General features: G+C 44.9%; 13 protein-coding genes, 2 tRNA genes and 1 pseudogene. All 16 read left to right on the top strand.

What is annotated here, in order from left to right; genetic code table 11:
* The first annotated feature begins 268 nt into the window (after positions 1-268).
* The 16 genes and pseudogenes from BV455_RS08460 to folP all read left to right on the top strand — a co-directional run bounded on the left by BV455_RS08460 (position 269) and on the right by folP (position 16,445).
* Entirely contained in the window at positions 269-667 is a 399-nt protein-coding gene (locus BV455_RS08460) for a S1 domain-containing RNA-binding protein (RefSeq protein WP_017434486.1), read from the top strand.
* A gap of 438 nt (positions 668-1,105) precedes the next feature.
* A tRNA-Met gene (locus tag BV455_RS08455) sits at positions 1,106-1,182 on the top strand.
* A gap of 5 nt (positions 1,183-1,187) precedes the next feature.
* Positions 1,188-1,259: transfer RNA gene (locus BV455_RS08450), tRNA-Glu, on the top strand.
* 204 nt (positions 1,260-1,463) lie between these two features.
* Positions 1,464-3,941, top strand: coding sequence for a stage II sporulation protein E (gene spoIIE / locus BV455_RS08445; RefSeq protein WP_218687920.1), 2,478 nt, complete (start codon positions 1,464-1,466; stop codon positions 3,939-3,941).
* Positions 3,942-4,006: 65 nt separating this feature from the next.
* A pseudogene (locus BV455_RS08440) lies at positions 4,007-4,743 on the top strand (VWA domain-containing protein).
* Positions 4,709-5,689, top strand: coding sequence for a protein kinase domain-containing protein (locus tag BV455_RS08435; protein WP_017434489.1), 981 nt, complete (start codon positions 4,709-4,711; stop codon positions 5,687-5,689). Before BV455_RS08440 ends, BV455_RS08435 begins: the two are co-directional and overlap by 35 nt.
* A gap of 126 nt (positions 5,690-5,815) precedes the next feature.
* Complete coding sequence (gene tilS / locus BV455_RS08430; protein WP_042410395.1) at positions 5,816-7,213, top strand: tRNA lysidine(34) synthetase TilS; 1,398 nt, start codon at positions 5,816-5,818, stop codon at positions 7,211-7,213.
* 13 nt (positions 7,214-7,226) lie between these two features.
* Positions 7,227-7,772 carry a hypoxanthine phosphoribosyltransferase gene (hpt, locus tag BV455_RS08425; protein ID WP_017434491.1) on the top strand — a complete coding sequence of 182 codons (546 nt, stop codon included), beginning with the start codon at positions 7,227-7,229 and terminating at the stop codon, positions 7,770-7,772.
* Positions 7,773-7,868: 96 nt separating this feature from the next.
* The gene (gene ftsH, locus BV455_RS08420; protein ID WP_017434492.1) at positions 7,869-9,785 is read left to right on the top strand and encodes an ATP-dependent zinc metalloprotease FtsH; all 1,917 of its coding nucleotides are present in this window, start codon (positions 7,869-7,871) and stop codon (positions 9,783-9,785) included.
* 98 nt (positions 9,786-9,883) lie between these two features.
* Entirely contained in the window at positions 9,884-10,660 is a 777-nt protein-coding gene (locus BV455_RS08415) for a type III pantothenate kinase (RefSeq protein ID WP_026078399.1), read from the top strand.
* Positions 10,661-10,674: 14 nt separating this feature from the next.
* Positions 10,675-11,565, top strand: a complete 891-nt coding sequence (gene hslO / locus BV455_RS08410; protein ID WP_017434494.1) for an Hsp33 family molecular chaperone HslO — start codon at positions 10,675-10,677, stop codon at positions 11,563-11,565.
* A 95-nt stretch (positions 11,566-11,660) separates the two neighbouring features.
* Positions 11,661-12,587: a cysteine synthase A gene (gene cysK, locus BV455_RS08405; protein ID WP_042410391.1), complete on the top strand. Its 927-nt coding sequence runs from the start codon at positions 11,661-11,663 to the stop codon at positions 12,585-12,587.
* Between the two features lie 116 nt (positions 12,588-12,703).
* The gene (gene trpE / locus BV455_RS08400; RefSeq protein ID WP_042410357.1) at positions 12,704-14,125 is read left to right on the top strand and encodes an anthranilate synthase component I; all 1,422 of its coding nucleotides are present in this window, start codon (positions 12,704-12,706) and stop codon (positions 14,123-14,125) included.
* A gap of 7 nt (positions 14,126-14,132) precedes the next feature.
* The gene (pabA, locus tag BV455_RS08395) at positions 14,133-14,711 is read left to right on the top strand and encodes an aminodeoxychorismate/anthranilate synthase component II (RefSeq protein ID WP_042410355.1); all 579 of its coding nucleotides are present in this window, start codon (positions 14,133-14,135) and stop codon (positions 14,709-14,711) included.
* A 4-nt stretch (positions 14,712-14,715) separates the two neighbouring features.
* Positions 14,716-15,594 carry an aminodeoxychorismate lyase gene (gene pabC / locus BV455_RS08390; protein ID WP_017435418.1) on the top strand — a complete coding sequence of 293 codons (879 nt, stop codon included), beginning with the start codon at positions 14,716-14,718 and terminating at the stop codon, positions 15,592-15,594.
* Positions 15,591-16,445, top strand: a complete 855-nt coding sequence (gene folP, locus BV455_RS08385) for a dihydropteroate synthase (RefSeq protein WP_017435419.1) — start codon at positions 15,591-15,593, stop codon at positions 16,443-16,445. Before pabC ends, folP begins: the two co-directional genes overlap by 4 nt.
* Positions 16,446-16,461: the final 16 nt, after the last annotated feature.

The raw sequence follows: 16,461 nt of genomic DNA, 5'->3' as shown, positions 1-16,461 counted from the left end.
GAAACACGGTTTTGAGCCGAGCCGACAGGGCGCTAAACACCAGTGGGGTGTTTGTCGATGAAAGTTTGGCGGAACAAGAGTGAGTGCCTGCACGCAGGTGCAGGAAAACTCTTTAGTACGTCAGAGCCCACCGACTTTAGTCGTGTGAAGGTTCAGCTTGCGTCTTCCGGTGAAATACGGGCGCCCGCCTTATTGACACTTGTTTTTTGCATTCGTTATAATGAAAGAAAATAATTTTTAAAGTTTTTTAAGGAGGAGCACTTTTTTTATGTCAATTGAAGTAGGCAGCAAGTTACAGGGCAAAGTAACAGGAATTACGAAATTCGGGGCGTTTGTGGAGCTGCCAGAAGGAGTCACTGGACTGGTTCATATTAGTGAGGTGGCGGATAATTACGTAAAAGACATTAACGATCATCTGAAGGTTGGAGATATCGTTTATGTCAAAGTCATTAATGTAGAGAAAGATGGGAAAATCGGCTTGTCCATTAAAAAAGCAAAAGACACGCCGTCTTCACAGCGTCCGCGACATAAAACGAACGACCGAGCCGCTGCAGAAAGCTTCGAACAAAAAATCAGTCGTTTCTTGAAAGAAAGCGAAGACCGTCTGGCGTCACTGAGACGTCATATGGAGTCGAAGCGGGGAGGTCGTGGAGCAAGACGTGGGTAACTTGCTGCTGAATGTATAACAGGTTAAGATCATGGAATAACGGATAAAAAGCATCCATTTCTTTGATGGATGCTTTTCTTGTTTCGGCTTTTCGGCGAGGGGCGTCCTATTTCATTTACCAAGGCACATGATGGAAGAAGGTGTGCGACTATATCAGTTTAACTTGAAGATTCGACTTCCGATGGATAGGAATATCATTGCACCGTTTTTCGACAGTCTACGGCAAGTCAGTGGCTTGCCTTCGTCACGCTAGCGCGTGACAGAAGAAAAACATCGCAATCCTTGGATACAAAGCGCAAAATATGAAACACCCATTTACATTTATATCGTCTTCTCTATTTTCGCTACGCCGATGGAAGATTTCACTAATCAAATTTAGATCGGGAACCTATTGACAATAATATATTAGATCCATTATTATATTAGATGTTGTTGCGTGGCGGCGTAGCTCAGCTGGCTAGAGCGTACGGTTCATACCCGTGAGGTCGGGGGTTCGATTCCCTCCGCCGCTACCATATGAGGCCCGTTGGTCAAGTGGTTAAGACACCGCCCTTTCACGGCGGTAACACGGGTTCGAATCCCGTACGGGTCACTATGAAAACGAGGATGTTTCTCGATCGAGGAACATCCTCGTTTTTTCTTTTTTTGTGTTTTTGAAGAACCAATTTGTGAATTTATGACGTGTTAGCAAGAAATGCGTCGAACGTTTTTTTTTCTTGCTTTTCTTTTTTTGACAAATTTTTGATTATTACAAATATATAATAGGGTCAAGAGAAAAGCAAAGGAGAGGATCGGAATGGAAAGAGTGGAAAGAAGGTTGATGAATCGAATTTCGGAAGTGTCTATTAACGAAACACAAGCAGTGTTGTCGCGCTGGGTTCGCCATGTGAAATTGCGGCTGGGACACTTATTTATTCATAAGGGGTTTCTTCTTATTATTATCGGCTTTTTACTTGGACGAGCTCTTATTCTGTCTAAATTAACTCCGTTTGCTTTGCCGTTTTTCGCCGCTGTTTATATGTTGCGCCGCGACAAGGCTGCATTAGCGTTTATTGCATTGCTGGCAGGTTCTCTTACTTTATCGTTTGAAACAACGTTGTTTGTATTTGTCGGAGTGTTCGGTTTTCTCATTATCCATGCATGGATTCGAAAATTTTTTAGTGAGTCGTTAAAATTGGTGCCTTTTGTTGTTTTTTGTCTATCCTTTTCTACAAAATTAGCGATTTCGTATTATTGGTTAGGAAACCAAACGTTATACGAGGCCGTCATGGCATTGGTGGAAGCTGGTTTAGGGCTGGTGTTAACGCTTATTTTTATCCAAAGCATTCCGCTGCTAACGGTGCGTAAATATAAACATGCATTAAGAGCGGAAGAAATTATTTCGTTAATCATTTTACTGGCATCCATGCTAACGGGAATGATCGGCTGGACGGTTTACGGACTTTCGCTCGAGCATGTGATGTCGCGCTATCTTGTGTTGCTATTTGCGTTTGTGGCAGGAGCGACGATTGGTTCTACCGTGGGAGTCGTGACGGGGTTGATTTTAAGTTTAGCGAATGTGGGTAATTTATATGAAATGAGTTTGCTGGCATTTGCCGGACTTTTAGGAGGGTTGCTAAAAGAAGGAAAGAAAGCTGGCGTGTCTTTCGGATTGCTGATTGCCACATTGTTAATTGGACTGTACGGGAACGGCAAAACGGAGATTGTGCCGACGATTATGGAATCATGTTTTGCCGTGATTCTCTTTACTTTGACATCCCGCTCCATAACGGAAAAAATCGCAAAACATATCCCCGGTACAGTGGAATATACGAATGAACAACAGCAATATGTCCGAAAAATCCGTGATGTGACGGCACAGCGAGTTTCTCAATTTTCAAATGTATTCCAGGCGCTGGCCAACAGCTTTTCCACAGGAGGTTTGTCTGCTTCTGACGATTATAGCGAACGGGAGATTGACTACTTTTTGAGCGATATTACCGAAAAAACGTGCCAAACTTGTTTTAAGAAAGAGCAGTGCTGGTCGTACAACTTTGATACAACATATGAATATATGAAACAAATTATGCTAGAAGCAGATGCGAAAACGCTGCCACACAATCACCAACTATTGCGGGAATGGGACCGCCACTGCGTCAAAGCGGACAAAGTAGTGGATCTCATTGAAAAAGACGTGATGGTGTATCAGGCGAATCGCAAACTGCGGAGACAAATCAACGAAAGCAGAAAATTGGTCGCCGAACAGCTGTTAGGAGTTTCACAAGTGATGGAGGATTTTGCTAAGGAAATTCAGAAGGAACGCGAAAACCATTATTTGCAGGAAGAACAAATTTTCCATGCTTTGCAGGAATTCGGAATCGAAATCGGCCATGTCGATATTTATAGCCTTGAAAAAGGAAACATTGATATTGAAATGAGCATTCCGTATTGCGAAGGCCGCGGTGAATGTGAAAAGTTAATTGCGCCGATGCTGTCGGATATTTTAGGAGAAACAATCGTTGTCAAACGGGAAGAATGCGCTGCATATCCGAACGGCTACTGCCGGGTGGCCTTTGGCTCGACGAAAGCGTTTGTCGTCGAGACAGGCGTCGCGTTTGCGGCAAAAGGCGGCGGACTGGTGTCAGGCGACAGCTATTCCATGATTGAGCTTGGCACAGGAAAGTATGCGATTGCCATCAGCGACGGCATGGGAAATGGAGAGAGGGCCCATAACGAAAGCAACGAGACGCTGCGCCTTTTGCAAAAAATTTTACAAACGGGGATTGATGAATCGATTGCCATTAAGTCGATTAATTCCATCTTATCCTTGCGGACGACCGAAGACATGTATTCGACGCTCGACTTAGCGATTATCGACTTGCAAAACGCTGTGACAAAGTTTTTAAAAATTGGTTCCACCCCGAGTTTTGTCAAACGAGGCGATAAAGTCATGAAAATTGAAGCAAGCAATTTGCCAATCGGTATTATTAAGGAAGTAGAATTTGAAATTGTCAGCGAACAATTAAAAGCCGGCGATTTATTGATTATGATGAGCGACGGGGTATTTGAAGGACCGGTGCACGTGGAAAATCAAGACCTATGGATGAAACGGAAAATTAAAGAATTAAAAACGAACGATCCTCAGGAAGTGGCGGATTTAATCATGGAAGAAGTGATTCGTAGCCGGGCGGGAAGGATTGACGATGATATGACGGTAGTCGTCGCGAAAATTAAACATAACACGCCGAAATGGGCCACGATTCCGGCTTATATGTATACAAAAAAAGCGCAGTAATAGTATAAAAACCCTATCCTCCGGCGATGATGGTAATACATCAGAGCTGAGGAGGGAAAGAAAAAGTGCGTAAAGGGACGTTACGGCAAATTTTGCTCATTACTGATGGTTGTTCCAATCATGGAGAAAATCCAGTTGCGATGGCTGCACTAGCGAAAGAACAGGGAATTACCGTGAACGTGATCGGTGTGCTTGATCAAGATACGATTGATGAGAGTGGATTGCGCGAAATTGAAGAGATTGCTTTATCCGGTGGCGGGATTAGCCAAGTCGTTTATGCAAAGCAGTTGTCACAGACGGTGCAAATGGTAACGCGAAAAGCGATGACGCAAACCCTTCAAGGCGTCGTAAATAAAGAATTGAAGCAAATATTAGGTTCCGATGTGTCGCTTGAAGATTTGCCACCAGAAAAACGCGGCCAAGTGATGGAAGTAGTCGATGAACTTGGCGAGACAGTGAAATTAGAAGTTTTAATATTGATAGATACAAGCGGAAGTATGAAAACAAAACTGCCAACGGTGAAAGAAGCGCTGCTTGATTTATCGCTTAGTCTGAACGCACGGATGGGAGATAATCGCTTTGCTGTATTTGTATTTCCAGGAAAACGGGGGATGTGGAGAAAATTGTTGACTGGACGCCGCGAATTGAAGAGCTGTCGACGGTATTTCCAAAATTAACATCGGGAGGATTGACGCCAACAGGGCCGGCCTTGCGTGAAGCATTAGCGTATTTCGGCAGAAAAAGATCATTAAGGAGCTGGATTGGCGATGATGAGTCATACTTTGAGGAATCATCTATGTAATCTTCCGCAGGGAACGGTCATTACGGGAAAATGGCATCGCCATTCGTACAAGCTCCTGAAACAGCTTGGCAGCGGGGCAAACGGAGTTGTTTATTTGGCGGAAAGCAGGAAAGGGCTTGTTGCTGTAAAGCTTAGCGATGACCACGCGTCGGTCACATCGGAAGTCAATATATTGCGCCGGTTTTCCAAGGTCCAGGGAGTCGCCCTTGGACCTTCTTTACTAGATGTCGATGATTGGATGAATCCTTTTTTACATAAAACGGTCCCGTTTTATGTGATGGAATATATCAAAGGAGAAAGTTTTCCTGCTTTTATTCGCAAACACGGGAAAGAGTGGGTTATTATTCTTTTGTTGCAGCTTTTATCTGCCCTTGATCAGCTTCATCAGGAAGGATGGGTATTTGGCGATTTGAAACCGGAAAATTTGCTTGTTGCCGGTCCGCCTCCTACGATCCGGCTTCTCGATGTAGGCGGCACGACATTACAAGGGAGGGCGATTAAGGAATTCACGGAGCTTTACGATCGCGGTTACTGGGGATTAGGTTCGCGCAGGGCAGAGCCATCATATGATTTATTTGCAGCAACAATGATCATGATCACCGCTTGCTGCCCGATGAAATTGGAGAGAAAAGGGGATGGACGAAGCCAACTGCTGTCGATCATTCGGAAAGATACAATGTTACGAAAATATGAGGGGGTATTGTTGAAGGCGATCGATGGAAAGTATAAGCGTGCATCTGAGATGAGACAGGACATTTTAGCAGCTTTTCATCGTTCATCCCGTTCCCGTTATCATCCGCAGCCGGCTCGGCAAATGAAGCCGATGTCGCGCCGGAGTAAAAAGAAAAAGCACCGCAAAGCCAAAGGAGTGGTAGAAACGGTATTGATCGCTGCGGTTCTTTTATGCGTGTACGCCATCTATGTGTATCATCAAGTGCTCCATTAATAAAATTTTTTTATCGCTAGCACGGCTATTTCTTGATAAAATAATGGGCGAGATTTTTGAGAAAATACTGCAATAATGGTACGATGAGAATGAAAGACTACGTTTGGACAAAGAGGTTTTTTCGAAATGATCGCGGAAGTGTACGAGTTTATCGAAAAGCATGCACTGCTTACCCGGAATGCAACAGTGATTGTTGGAGTATCAGGCGGCCCGGATTCGCTGGCGCTATTGCATTTTTTTTGGTCGATGCAAAAGAAATGGAATATCACATTGATCGCTGCCCATGTAGATCATATGTTTCGCGGCAAACAGTCTGAAGAAGATATGCATTTCGTGAAACATTTTTGCGCGACACGCGGTATTATATGTGAGGCGAAGCAAATCGATGTTCCGGCGTTCCAGCGCCGGTCGAAACTAGGAGCCCAAGAGGCAGCGCGTCAATGCCGCTATCAATTTTTTGCGGAAGTAATGAAAAAATATCAAGCGCAATATTTAGCTTTAGGCCATCATGGCGATGATCAGGTCGAAACGATTTTAATGCGGCTCGTGCGCGGAAGCACGAGCAAAGGCTATGCCGGCATTCCTGCAAAGCGCCCGTTTTGTGGCGGATACATTATCCGTCCGTTTCTGGCGGTAAGCCGTACGGATATTGAAGCGTACTGCCGGCAGCACCAAATCACGACGCGCCATGACGCTAGCAATGATAAAGAAGATTATACGCGAAATCGATTTCGCCATCACATTATTCCATTGTTAAAAAAAGAAAATCCGCGCCTTCATGAACGGTTTCAACTGTATAGCGAAATGGTAATGGAAGATGAGGAGTTTTTAGAGGAATTAGCGAGGGATGCGCTGAATAAAGTAATGGAAAAACAACGCGATGCGGTGATGTTAAAAATTAAGCCGTTTCTTGCGTTGGCAAAGCCTTTGCAGAGAAGAGGACTTCAGTTGTTGCTTGGCGATCTTTATCAAGGCGTCCCTTCTTCCCTCTCTTCAGTACATATCCATAGTATATTGACGCTTTTGCGTTGCCGCCGTCCTTCGGGGAGGTTAGACTTGCCAAATGGCTTAAAGGTTATTCGCTCTTATGATTGCTGCCTGTTTACTTTTCAGGAAGAAAAAAAAGATGCAGGCTATATATTCGAATTACATATTCCGGCTGTATTGCCCCTCCCAAATCATCATGTAATCGTTAGCGAATTTTGGGAACACTATCCGAATGAGCAGAAAGGAAATGATATGTTTATTATCGATCCAGAGGCAGTTTGCCTCCCGCTGCGGGTACGGACGCGCCGCGCGGGTGACCGGATGACGTTGAAAGGGATGACAGGAACAAAAAAAGTAAAAGAAATTTTCATTGAAGCGAAAATTCCGTTGCATGAAAGAGAACGCTGGCCGATTGTCGAGGATGGACAAGGAAATATTATATGGATTCCGAAGCTAAAAAAATCGGCTTTTGAAGCAACCGATGTTACCAAAACACACTATATTGTATTACACTATAAAGAGCAGATGAACAGCTAGGAGGAAAAGAAACATGGGGATGAAAGACGATATTCAAAAAATACTGATTACCGAAGAGCAAATTCAAGAAAAAGTAAAGGAGTTAGGCAAAATTTTGACGGAAGAGTATGATGGGCGGTTTCCGTTGGCGGTCGGCGTACTAAAAGGAGCCATGCCGTTTATGGCTGATTTGCTAAAGCATATTGATACATATTTAGAAATGGATTTTATGGATGTGTCTAGTTACGGGAATGCGACTGTATCGTCCGGTGAAGTGAAAATTTTAAAGGATTTAAATACATCGGTGGAAGGAAGGGACATTTTAATTATTGAGGATATTATCGACAGTGGCTTGACGTTAAGTTATTTAGTCGACCTGTTCCGTTACCGCAAGGCAAACTCGATTAAAATTGTGACGCTGCTAGACAAACCTTCCGGACGAAAAGCGGACATTCAAGCGGATTACGCTGGGTTTATTGTTCCAGATGAATTTGTTGTCGGCTACGGTTTGGATTATTGCGAAAAATACCGCAACCTTCCTTTTATCGGGGTGTTGAAGCCGGAAGTGTATAATAAATAAAATTGCTTTTTTCGGCTGCTAGCGAATCGTTTGTATTTATACAAATTTCTATGATAGTATTGAGTATAGTGTGTTTCATATGGGAGGAGGCACGAAATGAATCGGATTTTCCGAAATACAATATTTTATCTATTGATCTTTCTCGTTGTCATCGGCGTGGTCAGCTTCTTTAACGGAAGCAACCAGCGGACAGAACCGATGACATACGATGCGTTTATTACCCATTTGGAAAATGGCGATGTGAAATCATTTTCCATGAAGCCGGAGCGCGGCGTATATGAAATTAAAGGGCAGCTTAAGACATACAATGAAGATCAATACTTTTCTACTTATGTCATGAATAGCGATACGGTGTTAAACCGTATTGATGCGGCGGCGAAGCGGACGCGAGTGGAAGTCCTGCCGGCGGATGAAACGAGCGGATGGGTCACCTTCTTTACCTCGATCATCCCATTTGTCATTATTTTTATCTTGTTTTTCTTCTTGCTGAATCAAGCGCAAGGCGGCGGCAGCCGGGTGATGAACTTCGGAAAAAGCCGGGCAAAGCTATATACGGACGATAAAAGAAAAGTTCGTTTCCGTGATGTTGCTGGTGCGGACGAAGAAAAACAAGAACTCGTGGAAATTGTTGAATTTTTAAAAGATCCGCGCAAGTTCGTCGAGCTTGGCGCCCGTATTCCAAAAGGGGTGCTGCTCGTAGGCCCTCCGGGAACAGGGAAAACGTTGCTTGCGCGTGCGGTTGCTGGAGAAGCAGGCGTGCCGTTCTTCTCCATTAGCGGTTCGGATTTCGTGGAAATGTTTGTTGGTGTCGGTGCATCGCGTGTGCGCGATTTGTTTGAAACGGCGAAGAAAAATGCTCCATGTATCATTTTCATTGATGAAATTGATGCGGTCGGTCGTCAACGCGGTGCAGGACTTGGCGGTGGACACGACGAACGCGAACAAACGCTCAACCAATTGCTTGTTGAGATGGATGGTTTTAGCGGCAATGAAGGAATTATCATTATCGCAGCAACCAACCGTCCAGACATTTTAGACCCAGCGCTGCTGCGCCCTGGACGCTTTGACCGGCAAATTACGGTAGATCGCCCAGACGTCAAAGGCCGTGAAGCAGTATTGCGTGTACATGCTCGCAATAAGCCGCTCGATGAATCGGTTGACTTAAAAACGATTGCGATGCGTACACCAGGTTTTTCCGGCGCGGATTTGGAAAACTTGCTGAACGAGGCGGCTCTGGTGGCAGCGCGGCGGAACAAAAAGAAAATTGATATGAGCGATATTGATGAAGCGACGGACCGCGTCATTGCCGGGCCGGCAAAGAAAAGCCGCGTCATTTCCGAAAAAGAGCGCCGCATTGTTGCGTTCCACGAAGCAGGGCATACCGTCATCGGCATGGTGCTTGCTGATGCGGAAATGGTGCATAAAGTAACGATCGTACCACGCGGTCAGGCGGGCGGTTACGCGGTGATGCTTCCAAAAGAAGACCGCTATTTTATGACAAAACAAGAGTTAATGGATAAAATCACCGGCTTGCTAGGCGGACGGGTAGCAGAAGAAATCGTGTTTAATGAAGTCAGCACAGGCGCGCATAACGACTTCCAGCGCGCAACCAATATTGCCCGCCGCATGGTGACGGAATTCGGAATGAGCGAAAAACTCGGTCCGATGCAGTTTGGCCAGCCGAGCGGGCAAGTATTTTTAGGCCGCGATTTGCATAATGAGCAAAATTATAGTGATAAAATTGCTTATGAAATTGATTTAGAAATTCAACGCATTATTAAAGAGTGTTACGAAAAGGCAAAAAGCATTTTAACGCAACATCGCGATAAATTGGATTTAATCGCTACAACACTGTTAGAAGTAGAAACGTTGGATGCCGAACAAATTAAACATTTGTTTGAGCACGGCACATTGCCAAACCGCGATCAAAGTGATGAAGGCAACAACCAAGACAATAAAGACCAAGGCGGTAACAACGACGTCAAAATTAATATTCAAAAGAAAGATGAGTAGAGGTGTCTCTTTTACAGGGACATCTTTTTTTATCCAGAAAAAACAATGTATGATATGATGTAGGAAGTAATAATTTTGTGAAAAGTGGGGATGAGGCAATGATTTTTGTGTTAGATGTTGGCAACACGAATACGGTGCTGGGGGTATATGACGGGGATGAATTAAAACATCATTGGCGCATTGAAACAAGCCGCGGCAAAACTGAAGATGAATACGGAATGACGATCAAGGCGCTATTGAACCATGTCGGTCTTCAGTTTTCCGACATTGATGGCATTATTATTTCTTCCGTTGTTCCACCAATTATGTTTGCGCTGGAGCGCATGTGTTTAAAATATTTTCATATTAAGCCAATCATTGTCGGGCCAGGAATTAAAACGGGTCTAAATATTAAATATGACAATCCAAGGGAAGTAGGCGCCGATCGGATTGTCAATGCGGTTGCCGGCATCCATTTGTATGGCAGCCCGCTCATTATTGTCGATTTCGGTACGGCGACGACGTATTGTTATATTAACGAACATAAACAATATATGGGGGGCGCGATTGCTCCAGGGATTATGATTTCAACGGAGGCGCTGTTTGCGCGGGCGGCGAAATTGCCGCGCATCGAAATCGCCCGTCCTGACGATATTATTGGAAAAAATACGGTTAGTGCGATGCAGGCGGGAATTTTGTATGGCTATGTAGGGCAAGTAGAAGGCATTGTTTCACGGATGAAGGCAAAAAGCCCTGTTCCGCCAAAAGTGATTGCGACAGGAGGATTAGCGTCCTTAATTGCCAGCGAATCGAATGTCATTGATATTGTGGATCCGTTTTTGACGCTAACGGGATTAAAAATTTTGTATGAGAAAAATGTAGATAAAAAACAATGAAAGGTTGAGTTGGTATGGGAGATTACTTAGTGAAAGCATTGGCTTATGACGGGCAAGTAAGAGCGTACGCGGCCCGCACGACAGAAACGGTTGGCGAAGCACAGCGCCGCCACCAAACGTGGCCAACTGCCTCTGCAGCGCTTGGACGGGCGCTTACCGCGGGAGTGATGATGGGAGCGATGTTAAAAGGCGATGAAACATTAACGATTAAAATTGACGGCGGCGGCCCGATCGGCACCATTCTTGTCGACAGCAATGCCAAAGGAGAGGTACGCGGGTATGTCACTAATCCACATGTGCACTTTGAGCTAAACGAACATGGAAAATTAGACGTGGCGAGAGCCGTAGGAAAAAATGGAATGTTAACGGTCGTGAAAGACCTGGGGCTGCGTGATTTCTTTACTGGACAAGTACCAATTATTTCCGGGGAGCTCGGTGAGGATTTTACGTACTATTTCGCTTCTTCGGAACAAGTTCCGTCTTCCGTTGGGGTTGGCGTACTCGTCAATCCAGATCATACGATATTGGCGGCGGGAGGCTTTATTCTTCAACTAATGCCAGGAACGGAAGAAAAGACGATTGATCAGATTGAAAGGCGCTTACAGACTATTCCGCCTGTCTCGAGAATGGTGGAAAGCGGATTGACACCCGAAGAGATTTTGGAAGAACTGCTTGGGAAGGGAAATGTCAAAGTGTTAGAAACGCTTCCGGTCGCGTTTGTTTGCCGCTGTTCACGGGAACGAATTGCCGATGCGTTGATCAGTTTAGGCGCGCAGGAAATTCAAGATATTATCGACAAAGAAGGATACGCCGAAGCGTCATGCCATTTTTGCAATGAAACGTACCACTTCACCAAAGAGGAGCTTAAGCAGCTGAAGCAGCTTGCAGATGCGAAAAAAGCATAAAAAATTTAAAAAGATCAAAATGATTGACAATTAAGCCAATAATTGATACATTGGAAACAAATTCGATAAAATTAATCGGGATTAGAGGTGGAAACATGGCGAGAACAGTAAACTCCATCACGGAATTAATCGGTGATACACCGGCAGTGAAACTAAATCGTATTGTCGATGAAGACAGTGCCGATGTCTATCTAAAACTTGAGTTTATGAACCCAGGAAGCAGCGTCAAAGACCGGATTGCCTTGGCGATGATTGAAGCGGCGGAAAAAGAAGGGAAATTAAAACCAGGCGATACGATTATCGAGCCGACAAGTGGAAACACGGGAATTGGCTTGGCCATGGTTGCCGCCGCAAAAGGCTATAAAGCGATTTTAGTCATGCCAGATACGATGAGTTTAGAGCGCCGCAATTTATTGCGTGCATATGGCGCTGAATTAGTGCTTACGCCGGGAAGCCAAGGGATGCGGGGCGCCATTGAAAAGGCAGAAGAATTAGTCAGAGAACATGGCTATTTTATGCCCCAACAGTTTAAAAATGAGGCTAACCCAGAAATTCACCGCTTAACGACAGGGAAGGAAATTGTTGAACAAATGGGCGATCAATTAGATGCGTTCATTGCCGGCGTCGGTACGGGCGGAACGATTACCGGAGCAGGACAAGTTCTTCGTGAAAAATATCCAAATATTAAAATTTATGCCGTAGAGCCTGCTGATTCACCGGTATTATCGGGTGGAAAACCAGGCCCGCACAAAATTCAAGGAATTGGAGCCGGATTTGTGCCAGACGTTTTAGATACAAACATTTACGATGAAGTCATTACGGTGACAACGGAGGAAGCGTTTGCCGCTGCTCGCCGCGCTGCCCGCGAAGAAGGAATCCTTGGCGGAATTTCTTCTGGTGCTGCCATTCATGCCGCGTTGAAAGTGGCGAAACAACTTGGAAAAGGAAAGAAAGTATTGGCCATTATTCCAAGTAATGGCGAACGCTACTTAAGCACGCCGCTTTACCAATTCGAAGACTAAATCGTCCTATTTCGGCAGGGGGAAAGAAACCCTGTCGAACTTTTTTTATAATGATATGTTGGCCGACTCATTGTACAATAGGTATATAGCGGTAGAAGGCAAGGAGTGATCTTGCTATGGAACAAAAGCGAAAAAGAAAGAGGCGGACAGTTTCTTATGCGTACCGAGACTGGTTCTTGCAATATAAGATGATTGCGCATGAACAGCCGTATCATGTTTTATTAGAAAGCGGTCAAGGCGGACGGTATAGCATCATCGGATTCGCCCCCAATGGCATCATTCGCGCGACGGAAAATCAGCTCCATATTGTTTATCATGGGGAAGAAAAACGGTATGAAGGCAACCCGCTATTATTGTTGAAGCAATGGTTTGCCGGTGTCTCTTTTTCCGCCGCGGATGACGACATTCCTTTTCAGGGCGGGGTAATCGGTTATATCAGCTATGATGGTATGCGATATATTGAAAAAATCCCGTCCTATGCCAAAGACGACTTGCAGCTTCCGTATATGTATTTTTTCATTTTTGACGATGTATTTGTATACGACCATCAAAAGCATCAGCTGCATATGATTGTTCATTACAGGGATGGAGAAGAATTTGAAGCAGAGCGGCGGCTCTCCTTTTATGAGATGTGTTGGCTGCAGGAAAAGAAAGAAGACATTCGTTGGGCATTTCAGACTAAAAAAGTCGATCCCTCGGTTTCGATGACAAAAGAGGAGTTTGTGCAAGCCGTTTGCCGGGTGCAGCAATATATCGCCCAAGGCGACGTATTTCAAGTAAATTTATCGGTGCGCCAATCAAAGCCGCTGTTGGTACATCCATTTCATATTTACGAGCAGCTTCGCGTCATCAATCCATCTCCGTATATGGCGTATATTCATTTTCCAGAGTTTCAAATTGTTAGCGGTTCGCCTGAATTGCTCGTCAAAAAACGGGGAAATGACATTAGCACAAGACCGATTGCCGGAACGCGTTCACGCGGGAAAACAAAAGAAGAAGACGAGCGGATCGCGCAAAAGTTACTGGCCAACGAAAAGGAAATTGCCGAACATGCCATGCTCGTCGATTTAGAGCGCAATGATTTGGGACGTGTATGTCAATACGGTACGGTGAAAGTGGATGAGTGGATGACGATTGAACGATACTCCCATGTGATGCATATCGTTTCGCATGTATCGGGAAAACTCCAACAAGGAAAAGATGCATTTGATGTTATCCAAGCCATGTTTCCTGGCGGCACCATTACTGGTGCACCAAAAGTGCGAACGATGGAAATTATTGAAGAACTCGAGCCGGTACGGCGGGGATTGTATACCGGTTCGATTGGATGGATCGGATTTAATGGAGATATGGAATTCAACATTGCGATTCGCACGATGATCGCGAAAGACGGCATAGCCCATGTGCAAGCAGGAGCTGGAATTGTCATTGATTCGCATCCGGAACATGAATATGAGGAATGTTTGAAAAAGGCGGCAGCCCTTTGGAAAGCGAAAGAGCTGAGCGAAGCAGAGAAACTATATCAGAGCATGAGGTGAGATAGAAATGATTATCATGATTGATAATTATGATTCCTTTACATATAACTTAGTGCAATATTTAGGTGTGCTAGGCGAAGAATTGATCGTGAAACGAAATGACGAGGTGACCATTCAAGAAATAGAGGGGTTAAATCCAGATTTCATTATGATTTCTCCCGGACCTTGCACGCCAAATGAAGCTGGCATCAGCCTCGAAGCGATCGCATATTTCGCTGGGAAAATTCCGATTTTTGGCGTTTGTCTTGGCCATCAAGCGATTGCACAAGCATTTGGCGGAAAAATCGTTCGCGCTGACCGTTTAATGCACGGCAAGACGTCGCAAGTATTCCATGATAGAAAAACGATTTTTAGCGGCATTCCTAGTCCGTTTACCGCTACTCGCTACCATTCCCTTATTGTTGAAAAAGAAACGTTGCCGGATTGCTTCGAGATTTCCGCGTGGACAGAAGAAAACGAAATCATGGCGATTCGTCACAAGACACTGCCAGTGGAAGGAGTGCAGTTTCACCCGGAGTCAATTATGACCAGCCACGGAATGCAGTTGTTGAAAAACTTTATAGAAACATATAAAAGGGTTCGATAGTAACATGTACATATATATCAACGGAGACATCGTCCATAAAGATGAAGCGCGCATTTCACCATTTGATCACGGCTTTTTATATGGGCTTGGCGTATTTGAAACGTTTCGCACCTATGACGGTCATCCGTTTTTGCTCGATGACCATTTGGAGCGGCTAAACGGCAGCTTGCGGGAGATGAATATTGTCAAGGTTTTTACGCGCGATGAAGTGAAAGAAATACTTTACCGATTGCTAGAAGTAAACGGGTTAAGAGATGCCTATGTTCGTTTGAATGTTTCTGCAGGCATTGGCGATATTGGCTTGCAAACGGCTGCTTACGGCGAGCCGACGATTATTATGTATATGAAGCCATTGTCTGCGCCATCCTTTACAAAAGGAAAAGTAGGAATCATTTTAAAAGCAAGACGAAATACCCCGGAGGGAACCGAACGGTTAAAATCGCATCATTATCTCAACAATATTATAGGAAAACGGGAATTGGGCAGCCGCACAGATGCAGAAGGCATTTTTCTGAATGAACAAGGGTATGTTGCCGAGGGAATCGTTTCGAACATTTTTTGGGTAAAAAACGAAACCGTATATACTCCGGCAATTCGTACAGGCATTTTAAATGGTGTCACAAGACAGTTTGTGCTTGCGATGTTGAGGGCGCTAAACATCGCTTATAAGGAAGGGTTTTATCCACTAACGCATCTAAAGCAAGCCGATGAAATCTTTGTGACGAATTCGATTCAGGAAATCGTTCCGATTTATCAAGTCGAGGGCCGCGCCTATGCAGGCGCCGATGGGACCATTACATCATTATTGCAGAAACATTATAGACGCTTTACGCCCTTTTTATGGACAAGACATGAATTGACAGAAAGGATTGGGGATCAATGAGCATAGCGAATGCAGCTCCTTTTGTACTGCGTTGCGGGGATTATGAGTTAGATTTACGTAAAAAAACAATGGTCATGGGAATTGTCAACGTCACACCTGATTCTTTTTCTGACGGCGGACGGTTTTATGATGTCGATCGCGCCGTCGAGCATGCCAAGCGGCTCGTGGCAGACGGAGCTGATATCATTGATATCGGCGGCGAGTCGACTCGTCCGGGAGCGGAAAAAGTATCGTTAGAAGAGGAGTTGCGCCGCGTCATTCCAGTCGTAAAGGCCGTTGCGAAAGAGGTGAAAGTTCCGATTTCCGTTGATACGTATAAAGCGGAAGTCGCCAAACAGGCCATTGAAGCGGGGGCCCATATCATTAACGATGTATGGGGAGCCAAAGCGGATGCCAAAATGGCGGAAGTCGCCGCTTCCTATGATGTTCCAATTATTTTAATGCACAACCGCCATCATTTAGAGTATCAGGATTTAATTTCCGATATGATCGCAGATTTGATGGAAAGCGTTGCGATCGTAAAACGTGCGGGGGTGAAAGACGAAAACATTATTTTAGATCCAGGTATCGGATTTGCGAAAACATTTGAGCATAACCTAGAAATCATGCGCCGTTTAGACGAATTTACCCAGCTCGGATACCCACTGCTGCTTGGAACGTCCCGCAAGCGGTTTATTGGTCGTGTGTTGGACTTGCCAGTTGATGAGCGGGTCGAAGGAACAGGGGCAACGGTATGCCTGGGGATTGTGAAGGGCGCTCATATCGTGCGCGTACATGATGTATTGCCGATTGCGCGAATGGCGAAAATGATGGATGCGATGTTAGGAAAAGGAGTGGAGGGCGATCGATAAAATTTATCTTCAGCGA

The sequence above is a fragment of the Parageobacillus caldoxylosilyticus genome, assembly GCF_019272935.1.
Lineage (GTDB): Bacteria > Bacillota > Bacilli > Bacillales > Anoxybacillaceae > Saccharococcus > Saccharococcus caldoxylosilyticus.
The sequence above is the reverse complement of the archived record's forward strand: the minus strand, read 5'-3'. Positions and strand labels throughout refer to the sequence as shown.